Source organism: Pseudomonas syringae pv. coryli str. NCPPB 4273, assembly GCF_000972175.1.
Classification (GTDB): domain Bacteria; phylum Pseudomonadota; class Gammaproteobacteria; order Pseudomonadales; family Pseudomonadaceae; genus Aquipseudomonas; species Aquipseudomonas syringae.
The window spans coordinates 54,386-69,083 of sequence record NZ_AWQP01000073.1 but is presented as its reverse complement, the minus strand read 5'-3'; the positions used below and the strand labels follow the sequence as shown (position 1 = coordinate 69,083).

The following is a 14,698-nucleotide window of genomic DNA, read 5'->3' as shown; positions in this document are numbered from 1 at the left end:
GCACCCCGGCGAATTATTCGCTGGAGAGCAGATCCATGGTGTGCTTATCCATCATTTCCAGCGCACGACCACCGCCACGCGCTACACAGGTCAGCGGGTCTTCGGCGACGATCACCGGCAGACCGGTTTCCTGAGCCAGCAACTTGTCCAGATCACGCAGCAGCGCACCACCACCGGTCAGGACCAGACCCCGCTCGGCGATGTCCGAAGCCAGTTCAGGAGGCGATTGCTCCAGAGCGCTCTTGACCGCCTGAACGATGGTCGCCAGCGACTCCTGCAGTGCCTCGAGCACTTCATTGGAGTTCAGGGTGAACGCACGTGGAACGCCTTCAGCCAGGTTGCGGCCACGGACGTCGACTTCACGCACTTCACCGCCCGGATAGGCAGTACCGATTTCCTGCTTGATGCGCTCGGCAGTCGATTCGCCGATCAGGCTGCCGTAATTGCGGCGCACGTAGGTGATGATCGCTTCGTCGAAACGGTCACCGCCGACCCGTACGGATTCGGCATACACCACACCGTTCAGGGAGATCAGGGCGATTTCGGTGGTGCCGCCGCCGATGTCGACAACCATCGAACCGCGAGCTTCTTCCACCGGCAGGCCGGCACCGATTGCAGCGGCCATTGGTTCTTCGATCAGGAAGACTTCGCGTGCACCTGCACCCAGGGCCGACTCGCGAATCGCGCGACGCTCAACCTGTGTGGATTTGCACGGAACGCAGATCAGCACACGAGGGCTGGGCTGCAGAAAGCTATTTTCATGAACCTTGTTGATGAAGTACTGCAACATTTTTTCGCAGACGCTGAAGTCGGCGATAACGCCGTCTTTCATTGGACGAATGGCTGCGATGTTGCCTGGAGTACGGCCCAGCATGCGCTTGGCTTCGGTACCGACGGCCACGACACTCTTCTGGTTGCCGTGAGTACGAATGGCAACGACAGAAGGTTCATTCAGAACGATACCGCGCTCACGCACGTAAATAAGGGTGTTGGCAGTGCCCAGGTCGATGGATAGATCACTGGAAAACATGCCACGCAGTTTCTTGAACATGGGAAAGGGACCCTAGGGAACGCGTGGTAAAAAAAGTGCGGCAAACTCTAACAACGACAGGGATTTTGGGCAAGGAGCCAATATGCTAAATTGGCGGTTTTCCGAACACCACCCTCGACGTTAGCGGCTTGAGACAGTAATAACGCGATAGTGTTCCGCAATTGGCAACAAAGCAAATCCATAAGCATTCCACTGGAGATACCCCATGGCGCTTGAACGCTCCGACGTGGAAAAGATCGCTCATCTGGCCCGACTGGGCCTCAATGACGCCGATATCCCGCGTACCACCGAAGCACTTAACAGCATTCTTGGGCTGGTCGATCAGATGCAAGCCGTCGACACCTCTGGCATCGAGCCGCTGGCTCACCCGCTGGAAGCCACCCAGCGCCTGCGCGAAGACGCCGTCACCGAGCGAAATCGTCGTGACACTTACCAAGCCATCGCACCAGCGGTCCAAGACGGGCTGTATCTGGTTCCGAAAGTCATCGAGTAAGGGAAAGCGCCTGCATGCATCAAATGACTCTGGCCGAGATCGCTCGCGGACTCGCCGATAAAAAGTTTTCTTCCGAAGAGCTGACTCGCGTTCTGCTGTCGCGCATCGCGACGCTCGACCCGCAGCTCAACAGCTTCATCAGCCTCACCGAAGACCTGGCCATCACCCAGGCGCAGGCAGCAGACGCGCGCCGTGCAGCCGGTGAAAACGGCCCGCTGCTCGGTGCGCCGCTGGCCCACAAGGACCTGTTCTGCACCCAGGGCATCCGCACCAGCTGCGGCTCGCTGATGCTCGACAATTTCAAGGCACCCTACGATGCGACGGTCGTTTCGCGTCTGGCATCGGCCGGCACAGTGACCCTGGGCAAGACCAACATGGACGAATTCGCCATGGGTTCGGCGAACGAATCCAGCCATTACGGCGCGGTGAAAAACCCGTGGAACCTGGAATGCGTGCCTGGCGGTTCTTCCGGTGGTTCGGCAGCCGCTGTTGCTGCGCGCCTGTTGCCCGCTGCGACCGGCACCGACACCGGAGGCTCGATTCGCCAGCCTGCGGCACTGACCAACCTCACGGGTCTCAAGCCGACCTACGGCCGCGTATCGCGCTGGGGCATGATTGCCTACGCGTCAAGCCTCGATCAGGCGGGCCCGATGGCACGCACAGCCGAAGACTGCGCACTGCTGCTGCAAGGCATGGCCGGTTTCGACCCGCAGGACTCGACCAGCATCGACGAGCCGGTTCCGGACTACTCTGCCAGCCTCAATACCTCGCTCAAGGGCCTGCGTATCGGTGTGCCGAAAGAATATTTCAGCGCAGGCCTCGACCCACGCATCGCGCAGCTGGTGCATGAAAGCGTCAAGGAGCTGGAAAAGCTCGGCGCGATCGTCAAGGAAATCAGCCTGCCGAACCTGCAGCACGCGATCCCGGCCTACTACGTCATCGCCCCGGCTGAAGCCTCGTCCAACCTGTCGCGCTTCGACGGTGTGCGTTTCGGCTACCGCTGCGAAGACCCGAAGGACCTGACCGACCTGTACAAGCGCTCGCGCGCCGAAGGCTTCGGCCCGGAAGTCCAGCGACGCATCATGGTCGGCGCCTACGCGCTGTCGGCGGGCTACTACGACGCCTATTACCTGCAGGCGCAGAAAATCCGTCGCCTGATCAAGAACGATTTCATGAGCGCGTTCGCCGATGTCGACGTGATTCTCGGCCCGACCACGCCCAACCCGGCCTGGAAGATCGGCGCCAAGACCAACGATCCGATTGCCGAATACCTGGAAGACTTCTACACCATCACCGCCAACCTGGCGGGCCTGCCCGGCTTGTCCATGCCTGCGGGCTTCGTCGACGGTCTGCCGGTCGGCGTGCAACTGCTCGCTCCGTATTTCCAGGAAGGCCGTCTCTTGAATGTGGCGCATCAGTATCAGCAAGTCACCGACTGGCACACTCGCGCACCTGAAGGCTTCTGAGGAGAAACACATGCAATGGGAAGTCGTCATCGGGCTGGAGATTCATACCCAGCTTTCGACCCAATCAAAGATTTTTTCCGGTAGCGCGACCACGTTCGGCTCCGAGCCCAACACGCAGGCCAGCCTCGTCGACCTGGGCATGCCTGGCGTATTGCCGGTGCTGAACAAGGAAGCCGTGCGCATGGCCGTCAAGTTCGGCCTGGCAGTGAACGCCGAAATCGGCCAGCACAACGTGTTTGCCCGCAAGAACTACTTCTACCCGGACCTGCCCAAGGGCTATCAGATCAGCCAGATGGAGCTGCCGATTGTCGGCAAGGGCCACCTGGACATCCCCCTTGAAGATGGCACCGTCAAGCGCATCGGCATCACCCGTGCGCACCTGGAAGAGGATGCGGGCAAGAGCCTGCACGAAGACTTCCAGGGCATGACCGGTATCGACCTGAACCGTGCCGGCACCCCGCTGCTGGAGATCGTTTCCGAGCCGGACATGCGCAACGCCAAGGAAGCCGTGGCTTACGTCAAGGCCATCCACGCGATTGTCCGCTACCTGGGCATCTGTGACGGCAACATGGCCGAAGGTTCGCTGCGCTGCGACTGCAACGTATCGATTCGTCCGAAGGGCCAGGTCGAGTTCGGCACGCGCTGCGAGATCAAGAACGTCAACTCGTTCCGCTTCATCGAAAAAGCGATCAACAGCGAGATTCAGCGCCAGATCGATCTGATCGAAGACGGTGGCAAGGTTATCCAGCAGACGCGCCTGTATGACCCGAACACCAACGAAACCCGCGCCATGCGCAGCAAGGAGGAAGCCAACGATTACCGCTACTTCCCCGACCCGGATCTGTTGCCGGTGATCATCGAGGACTCGTTCCTCGAAGAAACCCGCGCCACCTTGCCAGAGCTGCCGCCGCAGAAACGCGAACGCTTCCAGAGCCAGTTCGGTCTATCGACCTACGACGCAAGCGTACTGGCTTCGAGCCGCGAGCAGGCTGACTACTTCGAACAGGTGGTGAGCATCAGCGGTGACGCCAAACTGGCAGCCAACTGGGTCATGGTCGAGCTGGGCAGCCTGCTCAACAAGCAGGGCCTGGAGATCGAACAGTCGCCGGTCAGTGCAGAGCAGTTGGGCGGCATGCTCAAGCGCATCACCGACAACACCATTTCCGGCAAGATCGCGAAAATGGTCTTCGAAGCAATGGCCAATGGTGAAGGCAGCGCCGATGAAGTCATCGAAAAACGCGGTCTGAAGCAGGTCACCGACAGCGGCGCCATTGAATCGATGCTCGACGAGGTGCTGGCAGCCAACGCGGAACAGGTCGAACAGTATCGTGCAGCGGACGAAGCCAAACGCGGCAAGATGTTCGGCTTTTTCGTCGGTCAGGCGATGAAAGCCTCCAAAGGCAAGGCCAACCCGCAGCAGGTCAATGAGCTGCTGAAGGCCAAGCTGGAGGGCTGATCCGCGTCACTCTCGTTCCCACGCTGTGCGATCAGCGTTATACACGAGTCTTGTGGGAGCCAACTTGCTCGCGAATAGGCCGGTACAGCCTCTAGAGACAGGGCGTTTGGACCAAGGTCTTCGTGAGCACGCTCACTCCCACAGAGGTCTTATTCACATCGCGATTATGGTCAAAGAGCCCGCCTTCTGGGCTCTTCATGACTTGTGTATAACGATGAGCGCTCTGTGTGGGAATGCAGTTCCGGACGCTCTGCGTCCGCTGTCGAGTACGCGCTGCGACACCGGGTTATGACGCGGAGCGTCACGAAATGCATGCCGACGTGGAGCCTTGGCACGAGCGTCAACCACAACTACTCCGGCACTCAGGAACCCACCCCATGCGCCGCCTTATTTTTGCCTGCAGCCTGCTGACGTTATTGGCAGGATGCGCTAATCACATCATCGACCCCCATGGTTATGACGAGACCGGCACCGCCGCTTATTACGGCGCCCGCCATCATGGCAACCGCACTGCCAGCGGTGAGCCGTTCAATCAGAATGCGCTGACCGCTGCACATCGACAGCTGCCCTTCGGCACGCGCGTCAAAGTCACCAATCTGGACAACGACAGGTCGGTAGTCGTACGTATCAACGATCGCGGCCCTCACACGCGCGGCCGTCTGATCGATGTCTCTCGCGAAGCGGCCGAACAACTGGGTATGCTGCGCAGCGGGACAGCGCCAGTCCGCGTACAGGCCCTGGATTAACCCCGACTCTCGATCACCTCCGATAAGGACACTCGTATTCTCCAGCTATCGGCCTTGCCCGCCCCCGCGCTCATCCAGATGCTCAGTGGCTTGTTATTGCTGCTGATCGGGGCAGAACTGTCAGTGCGCGCAGCGGTGCATCTGGCGGCGATTTTCAAGGTCCGGCCACTGATCGTCGGCCTGACCGTCGTGGCAATGGGCACCAGCGCGCCGCAGATGGCAGTAAGCCTGCAAGCCGCGTTTGCCGATAACACCGACATCGCTGTGGGCAGTGTCATCGGCGGTAACATTTTCAATGTGTTGGTGATCCTTGGCCTGTGCGCGCTGATCATTCCGTTACGCGTTGCCCGTCAGGTTTTGCACGTCGACATTCCGCTGATGATTGGCGCCTGCCTGCTGGCTATCGGCCTGTCCTGGAGCGGCGAATTCAGCAAACTGGACGGCGCAGTGCTGCTTGCCGGATTGCTGTTCTGCCTGATCGTCATCATCCGCCAAGGCGGCCATGCGCCGCGTCACGGACAGGCCGAGACAACCGAAAAACCTCGTACCTTCACGCGCATCCTCATGCTTGCCAGTGGCTTGCTGCTGTTGACCGCTGGCGGACACCTGCTGGTCGACGCGTCAGTGGTGATTGCCATACACCTGGGGCTTTCCGAACGCATAGTCGGCCTGACCATCATTGCCATTGGCACCTCATTGCCGGCACTGATGACGTCGCTGATCGCAGCGTTTCGTGGTGAGCGTGATATTGCCGTAGGCAACGTGATCGGCAGCAACCTGTTCAATCTGCTGGGCGTTCTGGGGCTGACCGCACTGGTCGCCCCGGTGCCGCTGACGATCTCGCCAAATGCACTGGTGTTCGACCTGCCGATCATGCTCGGTGTGTCGCTGCTGTGTGTGCCGCTGTTTTATTCCGGATACCGCATAGACCGTCTGGAAGGCCTGTTTCTGCTGTCGTTGTACCTGACCTACGGGCTGCATATCCTGTCGATCAGCACCGGTATGGCGCTGGCCGAACGGCTTGAAAGCAAAATGCTCACGCTGGTGTTACCTGTGCTGGGCGCTGTGGTTGTCTGGGGCACGATTCGCGCCTGGCGACGCCAGCACTGACCTCCAACCCGCATCGATACAAGGAGCAAGGCCATGACAGACAAGACAATCAGCGACGGCGAACAGATCCGTCGCCAAGTGATGGGCGATGTCTACGTCGACCGCGCGCTGGGCAATGCCACCGAGTTCAGCCAGCCGCTGCAGGATTTCGTCAACGAGCACGCCTGGGGCAGCGTCTGGAGTCGCGAGGGCCTGCCATTGAAAACCCGCAGCCTGATCACCCTGGCCACCCTCACCGCCCTGAAATGCCCGCAAGAACTGAAGGGCCACGTTCGTGGCGCACTGAACAATGGCTGCACGGTCGAGGAGATTCGCGAAGCCCTGCTGCACTGCGCGGTGTACGCCGGCGTGCCAGCGGCCATCGACGCGTTTCGTGCGGCGCAGGAAGTGATCGACAGCTACGTCAAAGCGGATTAAATCCAGCCGCCCCATTGCAGGATGAAAATCCCCACGTTGGTCGTGACTGCTGCCGCCAGCGTGGTGATGACGATGATCGCAGCGGCCAGCTCGTAATTGCCGTTGGCCGTGCGCGCCATGATGTAGCTGGCAGCCGCCGTCGGGCTGCCGAAATACAGGAACAGAATCCCCAATTCAGCGCCGCGAAAACCGGCCAGCCAGGCGGCCAGCGTGCACAGCACTGGCAGCGTGATCATCTTCATGACGCTGGCACTGACAGCCAGTTTTCCGCTCTTGCGCAACGAGGCCAGCGACAGCGTGCCACCGATGCAGATCAGTGCCAGCGGCAAAGTCATCTGTGCCAGGTAGCTGCCGGAGGTTTCCAGCCATTTGGGCAAGCCGATGGCGAAATAAGCGAAGGGCGAGGCGATGATCACACTGATGATCAGCGGATTGGCCAACACGCTTTTGAAGATGCTCCAGGGATCGGACTTGATCACCGGGCTGTAAACCGCCAATACCACCGTCGATAACGTGTTGTAGAAGACGATGACCAGCGCGGCGAGAATCGCGCCCAGTGAAATGCCAGGAGGCCCGTACATGCTGGCCGCCAGGGCCAGACCGATAACCCCGTTATTGCCACGAAACGCGCCCTGGACGTAGATCCCGCGCTCTTCGTGCGGGCAGCGCCAGATCGCCCAGCACCAGGCGAATGCAAAACTCAGAAGCGTGGCGATGCTGAAAAAAATCAGCAGTTTGGGCTGCAGGGCGGTGCGCAGGTCGGCGTGAATAATGCCCAGAAACAGCAGCGCAGGCATGGTGACGTTGAACACCAGCCCGGAAGCCGCAACGATGAAACCATCATTGATCGCGCCGATACGCCTGAGGAACACGCCCAGAAACAGCATGGCAAACACCGGGGCGGTGATGTTCAGGGTCTCGAGAAAAATAGCCAGCATGCAACGCGTCCGGTCCCGTCGTTAGGTCGCTCATGATAGGCCACCGAGGACAAGCATGTTGCACGGAATTTCCGAAACCCTGATCACCCCGCCGCGCCTGTTGTTCATCAGACGATGCGGCTGACTTCCTTCACAGGCTGGAGCTTGCGCTCGAAGACCGAGACCCCGTCCAGATCGCGCAGCGCCACAGTCAGTTCACCGGTCTGCCCGTCGATATTTACCTCGCCAAAGAACTGAAAACCCGCAAATGGCGAGGTGTTCTGCGCAGGGGGCGCCTTCTGGAACACCAGCTCGGGGCCAAAGGTCTTGTCCAGCACGTTAGGACCATAGCTACCGGCATTCAATGGCCCGGCGACGAACTCCCAGAACGGGTCGAAGTCCTGGAACACGGCCAGGTCCGGCTGGTAATGATGCGCAGCGCAGTAATGCACGTCGGCCGTCAGCCAGACACAATCGCGAATCTTCTGCGCGCGCAGGTACGCCAGCAATTCGGCGACCTCCAGCTCACGCCCCAACGCCGGGCCGTCATTGCCGTTGGCGATGGCCTCCCAACGCTGTACGCCGGGGCTGACCTCGCCATCCGGCACGCCCAGACCAATGGGCATGTCCGCCGCGATGACCTTCCACTGCGCGCGCGACGCATTGAGCTCGCGCTTGAGCCAGTCCAGTTGCTCACGGCCCATGAATGCGGTGGTCGGACCCGGCTTGTCGGCCAGATTGGCATCGTTGCCGGCGCGATAGCTGCGCATGTCGAGGACGAAGACGTCGAGCATCGGACCGTAGGGGACCTTGCGATAAATGCGTCCGCCGTTGTCGGCTTCCTGCAAGCGCAGCGGCGCGTATTCCAGATAAGCCTGGCGGGCACGCGAGGACAGCAGGCCGATGTCCTTGACCTTGTAGCGATCATCGAGCTGTTTGCTGGGCGACCAGTTGTTGGTCACTTCGTGATCGTCCCACTGCCAGATCTGCGGGACTTCGGCGTTGAAGCGGCGCAGGTTTTCATCCATCAGGTTGTAGCGGTAATTGCCCCGGTATTCGTCGAGGGTCTCCGCCACCTTGCTTTTCGCCTCGGTGGTGATATTGCGCCAGACGCGCCCGCCCTCCGTGGTGAGCTGCTCCGGCACCGGGCTGTCGGCGTAGATGGTGTCACCGCTGTGGATAAAAAAGTCCGGCAAGCGCAAACGCATGGCTTCGTAGATACGCATGCCGCCAATATCGGGGTTGATGCCAAAGCCCTGCCCTACCGTGTCGCCGCTCCAGACGAAACGGATGTCGCGGCGCTGCTGCGGTGTGCTGCGCAAATGACCGAACCACGGCTCACCGGCGACACCGCTCTGCGCATCCTCGAAAGACACCCGGTAGAAAATCGCCTGATCGACCGGTAGCCCGCTCAACTCGACCCGCGCGGTAAAGTCGGTACGCTGATCGGCCAGCGCCGACACCACGCGGCGTGGCTGGGTGAACATGCTGCGTGTGTCCCACTCGACGACCATGCGCGAAGGCCGGTCGCTACGGCTCCAGACGATTGCCTTGTCGCCGAACACATCGCCGGACTGCACGCCATCCATCATCTTCGGACGATCCTGCACCGAGGCGATAACCGCCGGCGCAACACCCGGTAACAGCAGACCGGCACCTACCGTTCCGACGGCCTGGATGACACGGCGACGCTTGAGATCGAACTGGCTCACGGTTATCCCCTCGCTGACAGGCAAAAAAGCACCGTAGCAGGGGAATATTGGCGCTGTATGACAACGCAGGAGATCAAGCGCATGACAGACGCCAAAAACCTCCGGCGCCCGGTAACTGGTAAACTCCCGCGCCTTATTCCAGCCCGAGGCGCTCAGCATGTCTTCCTTGAATCTGGCGCTCAGCGTCGCCCTCGACAATCGCCAGGCGTTGCTCGACGAACTGCATGGACAGGGCACGGACTGCTATCGACTGTTTCACGGCAGCCAGGAAGGTGCCAGCGGGCTGACCATCGACCGCTACGGCCCGCAATTGCTGGTGCAAAGCTTTCACTCCCGCCTGGATCGCGACGTCCTGCTGGCATTGCATGAACAGGTCAACACGCGCCTGGGCCTGGACACCCTGCTGGTCTATAACGATCGCTCGCAAGGCAACTCGCGCGTGGATCGCCATGACACCGTGTACAAGGCTGAAGAAGCAGCGCTGGCCGATCATGTCGGCCACGAATGGGGGCTCAATTACCGGGTCCGCGGCCGGCATGCAGGCCAGGACCCGCTGTTGTTTCTCGACCTGCGCAACACCCGCGGCTGGGTCAAGCAGCACAGCGCCGGCAAAAGCGTGCTGAACCTGTTCGCCTACACCTGCGGCGTCGGTCTCAGCGCTGCGGCCGGTGGCGCGAGTGAAGTGTGCAATCTGGACTTCGCCGAGGGCAATCTGGCGGTGGGTCGCGAGAATGGTGCGCTCAATCCGCAACTGCCGCCCATGCAATTCATTCAGTCGGATTATTTTCCGGCGATCCGCCAGTTGGCCGGGCTGCCCATTGCCGCGCGCCGCAGCCAGCAATTGCCCAGCTACGTGAAACTGCAACAGCGCCAATATGATCTGGTCCTGCTCGACCCACCAGCCTGGGCCAAGAGCGCGTTCGGCACCGTTGATTTGCTGCGCGACTATCAAAGCCTGCTCAAACCTGCGCTGTTGACCACGGCGGACGATGGTGTGCTGATCTGCTGCAACAATCTGGCGAAAGTCAGCATGCAAGACTGGCGTGAGCAGGTACTGCGCTGTGCCACCAAGGCCGGGCGTCCGGTCCGCGACTGCCAGGAGATGCGCCCCGCCGCAGACTTCCCGTCTCAGGATAATCAACCGCCGCTGAAAACGCTGATCCTGCAACTCTGAGCCGGCGCTTGATATCGTAAAGTACAACCGGAAAGTTCCTACAAGCCGCGATGGCAGTGCCTTCGGAACCGAACAGGCATGCCATACTCCAAGGGCTTCCAAAAGAGAGAGACGCCGCTGCCCATGTCCAGAGGATTGAAACGCACACTTGGCTCCTTGCTGGCTGTGATCGCGCTCTACAGTTTATTGGGATTTTTCATTCTTCCCGGCGTCGCTCTGCGGATCGCGAACCAGCAACTGGCCAATTACGCCACAGTGCCAGCAAAGCTCGAACGCCTGGAATTCAACCCCTTCACGCTGGAGCTGACGCTCTGGGGCCTGAACATCGGCACGCCGGGGAAGGAGCAGGTGGCGTTTGAAAAGCTTTATGCCAATCTGCAAATCAACAGTCTGTGGACACGGGCCCTGCATCTGCAACGCGTCGAGCTGATCAAACCGCGTACCGAGTTGCTGTTCGACAAACAGGGCAAGCTCAATCTGGCACAGCTGTTCAAGCTGCCCGCCAGCGAACCGACACAGGACGAACCCGCCAGCAAGCCATTCCCGCTGCGTATCGACGAAATCAAACTGGCGGGAGGCTACGTTCACTTCCAGGACCTGCGCCCCAGCCAGCCCATCGAGTTTCTCTACGACGCGCTGGACTTCGAGCTCAAGAACCTCAGCACTCTGCCTGAAGACAACGCCGACATGACCCTGGTCGCGGCGGGGCCGGACGGCGGGCAGATCGACTGGGTCGGCCGTATCAGCCTGATCCCGATCGCCTCCGAGGGCACGCTGAAAGTCACCGACAGCAAGATGAAGCTGTGGTGGCCTTATGTGCGTGATGCCTTGCCGCTGGCGCTCGAGGACGGCGTGCTCAATTTCAGCACGGCCTACACACTGAATCTGTCCAAGGAAACCGAGCTGAAGCTGACCAACGTGTCGGCCAGTGTCGCGCCATTCGCGCTCAACGCTCCCGACGGTCGCCCGCTGGTACGCCTGCAACGCCTGGACGTCAGCGAAACATCGGTCGACCTGGCAAAGCAGCTGGTTACCGTAGGCAAGGTGCGCAGCCAGAAGCTGGAAACCTGGGCCGCGCGTGAAGCCGACGGGCAACTGGACTGGCAAAAACTGTTCGCCAGCCAAGCGGGCAAGCCCGCAGCAGCGCACACCCCAGCCGTGGACGAAAAAGCCGCCGAGCCGGCCCCCGCCAACGAGGCCGCAGCCAAGGCCAGCGCTCAACCCGTGGCGCAGAGCAAACCCTGGCAGGTCCTGCTGCGGGATGTGCAGTTACGCAACTACATGGTCCACCTGGCAGATCGCGTGCCTCAAGAGCCGGTCGCGCTGGACGTTGGTCCGCTGAATCTGGACATCCAGAATTTCGACAGCCTGAACAAGGCGCCCTTCACGCTCAAGCTGGATACCGGGCTGGGCAAACAGGGCAATCTCACTGCCGCCGGTGACGTGAACCTCAACCCGGTCAGCGCACGACTCAACGTAACCACCCGCGACATCGACCTGCGTCTCGCCCAGGCCTACATCAGCCCGTTCATTCGTCTGGAGCTGCGCAGCGGCATGCTCGGCAGCGATCTGGCGGTCGACCTGAAAAGCACCGAGCCACTGGCGTTCAGCGTCACTGGTAAAGCACAGGTCAATCAGCTGCACACGCTGGATACGCTCAAACAGCGCGACTTCCTGAAGTGGCAGCAATTGGCGCTGGAGGGGCTGGACTACCAGCACGGCAAGGGCCTGTCGATTGCCAAAGTGAACATGGATCAGCCTTACGCGCGCTTCATGATCAATGAGGACCGGACCACTAACATCGACGACCTGTTGATCCCGCAGCCAGCCGACGCAGCTACTGGCAAGACCGCCGCCCAGCCAAAGGCAGCCAAAACCCAAGCCGCAGGCAAGAAGGAAAACCCGCTGGCGATCTATGTGGGTGAAGTGAATATCAACAATGGCTCGGCAAACTTTGCCGACATGACCCTGACCCCCAACTTCGCCACCGCCGTGCAGCAACTCAATGGGCGTATCGGCACCATCGACAATCGCAAGCCTACACCGGCGCCCGTAAATATCGAGGGCAAGGTCGACCGCTATGCGCCGGTGACCATCAAGGGCAGCCTCAACCCGTTCGACCCGATGGCCAGCCTGGATATCACCACCAGTTTCAAGCGCGTCGAGCTGACCAACCTGACCCCCTACTCCGGCAAGTTCGCAGGTTTCCGGATCCGCAAGGGCAGGCTCAATCTTGACCTGCACTACCTGATCACCAAGGGCCAGCTCAAGGCCCAGAACAAGGTGCTGGTGGAGCAGTTGCAACTGGGTGAACGGGTCGACAGCCCGGATGCGCTGGACCTGCCTATTCGTCTGGCGGTCGCGCTGCTCAAGGATACCAAGGGGCGCATTTCCCTCGAGCTGCCCATCGAAGGCGACCTGAACAACCCGCAGTTCAGCGTCATGCCGATTGTCTGGCAGACCCTGCGCAACCTGGTACTGCGTGCCGCGCAGGCCCCGTTCAAGATGCTCGGCGGGCTGGTTGCCGGTGGAAGCTCCGAGGACCTCGGCAGCGTAAGTTTCGCGCCAGGCACCAGTGACTTGTCGGCAGAGGCGCAAAAGGCTCTGGACAAGCTCTCGGTGGCGCTCAAGGAGCGTCCAGACCTGAAGCTGGAGATCGAAGGCACCAGCGCCGCCAGCAGTGACGGTCCATTGATCGCCCAGCAAAGACTGGAACGCGAATACCAGTACACGTATTACAAGATCCTCCAGCGACGCGGCGACAAGGTTCCAGCCAGGGCCGGCTTGATAGAGGTCCCGGAAGAGGAAAAGGCGCCTATGCTTGAAGGTATCTACAGGACACGCCTGAAACAGCAACCGCCCGCTGAATGGGCGAGTCTGGGCAAGGAGCAACGTGCCGCCCAGATGCGTGCCGCGGTGCTCAAGTTCTGGAGCAGCAATGAGGTGCTGCTGCGCGAACTGGGCCAGAGCAGAGCCAGCAGCATCAAGGATTACCTGGTGGACAAGGGCAAGCTCGAAGATGTTCGCGTGTACTTCGTCGACGCGCAACTGGGTCAGGCCCAACCGGATGGTAAAGTCATCAGCCCCCTCCACCTCGACAGCGAATGAAGCCTTTGGCACACACCCGAATCAAACGGCTGATCAACCTGACCCTCGCCGCCATGGCCGGGTCAGTTGTAGGCTCAGCACACGCCAGCTCAACCCTGCGCTGCGGTAGCCAAGTGGTCAGCACCGGCGACCGGGCATTCGAAGTCCAGCAGAAGTGCGGCGAACCGGTCAGCCAGGAAGTGCTCGGCACTCAGGAAACCTTCAATAGCAATTATCGGAGGTCCGAAGCCGTAAGGATCGAGGAATGGATTTACGGTCCTGATAACGGCATGTATCAGTACCTGCGCTTCGAAGGCGGGCGCCTGGTGGGCATCGAGAGCAAACGCCGCAACTGATCCCTCCTGCTTCCCTGCCCTTCATCTGATTTGTAGCGCCCATAGAAAAGGCCCCGACTCTTCAGTCGGGGCCTTTAATGGCTACATCCTTGTAGCCTCGCATGAACCTTCCATCAATCAATGACTGCGGCTGTTCATGAGCAGTATTCGATTACTCGGTTTTCAGGCCAGCAGCCGATACGTCTTTAACACCTTTGATTTTCTTGGTGATAGCGACGGCAGTAGTTTTCTGAGCTTCAGTCACTTTTACCATGGAGGACAGGGAAACCACGCCTTTGTTGGTCTCAACCTTGATGTCGGTGCCAGGGATGCCTTTCTCGGTTACCAGATCAGCTTTGACTTTGGTGGTGATCCAAGTGTCAGAAGTATCTTCTTTGACTTCTTGAGTAGTGGTGTTAGCTGCCAGAACCATTGGCGCTTGAGCCGAGGTCTGTGCGAAAGCAGCGTTGGCCATGGTCAGAGTCAGGGCAGTAGCGGTAGCAGCGGCAATAGCGAACTTCTTCATACGATAACTCCTGTTTTTCTCAAAATCTGCACCAGCATGCGGTGGCAGGGTTAACAGGTATATCGCAAGCGGTGTGCCAAAAATGAGACAGTCAAAATAACCTTTAAAATCAATTGCTTATGTTTTTATCTATTTTGCTGAGTCGTGCAGATTGCCCGTTCGTGCAAACCCGGGCTTGCAAGATGCATGTTTGCACCGAGCAGTTTGC

13 protein-coding genes are annotated in these 14,698 nt (G+C 60.0%); 9 read left to right on the top strand and 4 right to left on the bottom strand.

What is annotated here, in order from left to right; all coding sequences use genetic code 11:
• Positions 1-13: 13 nt before the first annotated feature.
• Entirely contained in the window at positions 14-1,051 is a 1,038-nt protein-coding gene (gene mreB / locus P406_RS25385) for a rod shape-determining protein MreB (protein ID WP_002555108.1), read from the bottom strand.
• Between the two features lie 205 nt (positions 1,052-1,256).
• On the opposite strand from mreB, the gene gatC reads away from it, so the two are divergent.
• The 6 genes from gatC to P406_RS25355 all read left to right on the top strand — a co-directional run bounded on the left by gatC (position 1,257) and on the right by P406_RS25355 (position 6,739).
• A complete protein-coding gene (gatC, locus tag P406_RS25380; protein ID WP_032699716.1) occupies positions 1,257-1,544 on the top strand; it encodes an Asp-tRNA(Asn)/Glu-tRNA(Gln) amidotransferase subunit GatC in 288 nt (95 codons plus the stop codon).
• A gap of 14 nt (positions 1,545-1,558) precedes the next feature.
• Positions 1,559-3,010, top strand: a complete 1,452-nt coding sequence (gene gatA, locus P406_RS25375) for an Asp-tRNA(Asn)/Glu-tRNA(Gln) amidotransferase subunit GatA (RefSeq protein ID WP_004411689.1) — start codon at positions 1,559-1,561, stop codon at positions 3,008-3,010.
• A gap of 10 nt (positions 3,011-3,020) precedes the next feature.
• Positions 3,021-4,466, top strand: coding sequence for an Asp-tRNA(Asn)/Glu-tRNA(Gln) amidotransferase subunit GatB (gatB, locus tag P406_RS25370; RefSeq protein WP_046237709.1), 1,446 nt, complete (start codon positions 3,021-3,023; stop codon positions 4,464-4,466).
• A 377-nt stretch (positions 4,467-4,843) separates the two neighbouring features.
• Positions 4,844-5,212: a septal ring lytic transglycosylase RlpA family protein gene (locus tag P406_RS25365; protein WP_002555111.1), complete on the top strand. Its 369-nt coding sequence runs from the start codon at positions 4,844-4,846 to the stop codon at positions 5,210-5,212.
• A gap of 78 nt (positions 5,213-5,290) precedes the next feature.
• A complete protein-coding gene (locus P406_RS25360) occupies positions 5,291-6,322 on the top strand; it encodes a calcium/sodium antiporter (protein WP_003340605.1) in 1,032 nt (343 codons plus the stop codon).
• Between the two features lie 33 nt (positions 6,323-6,355).
• The gene (locus P406_RS25355; protein WP_003400208.1) at positions 6,356-6,739 is read left to right on the top strand and encodes a carboxymuconolactone decarboxylase family protein; all 384 of its coding nucleotides are present in this window, start codon (positions 6,356-6,358) and stop codon (positions 6,737-6,739) included.
• Here P406_RS25355 and P406_RS25350 read toward each other — a convergent pair.
• Both P406_RS25350 and P406_RS25345 read right to left on the bottom strand, forming a co-directional pair.
• Positions 6,736-7,677, bottom strand: a complete 942-nt coding sequence (locus P406_RS25350; RefSeq protein WP_046237708.1) for an AEC family transporter — start codon at positions 7,675-7,677, stop codon at positions 6,736-6,738. The genes P406_RS25355 and P406_RS25350 overlap by 4 nt on opposite strands.
• Before the next feature lie 107 nt (positions 7,678-7,784).
• Positions 7,785-9,368, bottom strand: a complete 1,584-nt coding sequence (locus tag P406_RS25345; protein WP_046237719.1) for an alkaline phosphatase D family protein — start codon at positions 9,366-9,368, stop codon at positions 7,785-7,787.
• A 157-nt stretch (positions 9,369-9,525) separates the two neighbouring features.
• Here P406_RS25345 and P406_RS25340 point away from each other — a divergent pair, with 157 nt between their 5' ends.
• From P406_RS25340 to P406_RS25330, 3 genes are all read left to right on the top strand, one after another.
• Positions 9,526-10,542, top strand: coding sequence for a class I SAM-dependent rRNA methyltransferase (locus tag P406_RS25340; RefSeq protein ID WP_046237707.1), 1,017 nt, complete (start codon positions 9,526-9,528; stop codon positions 10,540-10,542).
• 123 nt (positions 10,543-10,665) lie between these two features.
• Positions 10,666-13,650, top strand: coding sequence for a DUF748 domain-containing protein (locus P406_RS25335; RefSeq protein WP_046237706.1), 2,985 nt, complete (start codon positions 10,666-10,668; stop codon positions 13,648-13,650).
• The gene (locus tag P406_RS25330) at positions 13,647-13,985 is read left to right on the top strand and encodes a DUF2845 domain-containing protein (RefSeq protein WP_032703184.1); all 339 of its coding nucleotides are present in this window, start codon (positions 13,647-13,649) and stop codon (positions 13,983-13,985) included. Before P406_RS25335 ends, P406_RS25330 begins: the two co-directional genes overlap by 4 nt.
• 151 nt (positions 13,986-14,136) lie before the next feature.
• Here the strand turns inward: P406_RS25330 and P406_RS25325 are convergent, their stop codons facing one another.
• Complete coding sequence (locus P406_RS25325) at positions 14,137-14,490, bottom strand: BON domain-containing protein (protein ID WP_046237705.1); 354 nt, start codon at positions 14,488-14,490, stop codon at positions 14,137-14,139.
• Between the last annotated feature and the right edge of the window lie 208 nt (positions 14,491-14,698).

Bases quoted from the DNA above. Each gene is read 5' to 3' on its own strand.
- P406_RS25350 (WP_046237708.1), bottom strand. From the start codon at position 7,677: ATGCTGGCTATTTTTCTCGAGACCCTGAACATCACCGCCCCGGTGTTT.
- gatC (WP_032699716.1), top strand. From the start codon at position 1,257: ATGGCGCTTGAACGCTCCGACGTGGAAAAGATCGCTCATCTGGCCCGA.
- P406_RS25330 (WP_032703184.1), top strand. From the start codon at position 13,647: ATGAAGCCTTTGGCACACACCCGAATCAAACGGCTGATCAACCTGACC.
- gatA (WP_004411689.1), top strand. From the start codon at position 1,559: ATGCATCAAATGACTCTGGCCGAGATCGCTCGCGGACTCGCCGATAAA.
- P406_RS25335 (WP_046237706.1), top strand. From the start codon at position 10,666: ATGTCCAGAGGATTGAAACGCACACTTGGCTCCTTGCTGGCTGTGATC.
- P406_RS25355 (WP_003400208.1), top strand. From the start codon at position 6,356: ATGACAGACAAGACAATCAGCGACGGCGAACAGATCCGTCGCCAAGTG.
- P406_RS25365 (WP_002555111.1), top strand. From the start codon at position 4,844: ATGCGCCGCCTTATTTTTGCCTGCAGCCTGCTGACGTTATTGGCAGGA.
- P406_RS25360 (WP_003340605.1), top strand. From the start codon at position 5,291: ATGCTCAGTGGCTTGTTATTGCTGCTGATCGGGGCAGAACTGTCAGTG.
- gatB (WP_046237709.1), top strand. From the start codon at position 3,021: ATGCAATGGGAAGTCGTCATCGGGCTGGAGATTCATACCCAGCTTTCG.
- mreB (WP_002555108.1), bottom strand. From the start codon at position 1,051: ATGTTCAAGAAACTGCGTGGCATGTTTTCCAGTGATCTATCCATCGAC.
- P406_RS25340 (WP_046237707.1), top strand. From the start codon at position 9,526: ATGTCTTCCTTGAATCTGGCGCTCAGCGTCGCCCTCGACAATCGCCAG.
- P406_RS25325 (WP_046237705.1), bottom strand. From the start codon at position 14,490: ATGAAGAAGTTCGCTATTGCCGCTGCTACCGCTACTGCCCTGACTCTG.